Here is a 223-nt window from a genome sequence, read left to right on the forward strand (position 1 = left end):
GGTCACCATCGACCACCGCTTTCTCTGCGAAGCCCTCGCCGAACAGAACGGCGGGTTCGGGACGTTGGACTCGGGCTTCACCGTCGACGCCGCCACCGTGCGCCGGTGGGCCTGCGACGCCGAGATCGTGCCGGTCGTGCTCGGCTCGAAATCGGAGCCGCTGGATGTCGGGCGGCGTCAGCGCACCGCCACCGACGCGATCCGCCGCGCGCTGCACCTGCGG

The 223-nt window shown here is 71.7% G+C and carries 1 protein-coding gene; it reads left to right on the top strand.

Annotated elements, in window-relative coordinates; genetic code table 11:
* On the top strand, nt 1-223 hold a 223-nt coding region (locus WCD41_RS31070; protein WP_337719133.1), incomplete at both ends, for a DUF222 domain-containing protein.

It is taken from the genome of Actinomycetospora aeridis (assembly GCF_037400275.1).
Classification (GTDB): Bacteria; Actinomycetota; Actinomycetes; order Mycobacteriales; family Pseudonocardiaceae; genus Actinomycetospora; species Actinomycetospora aeridis.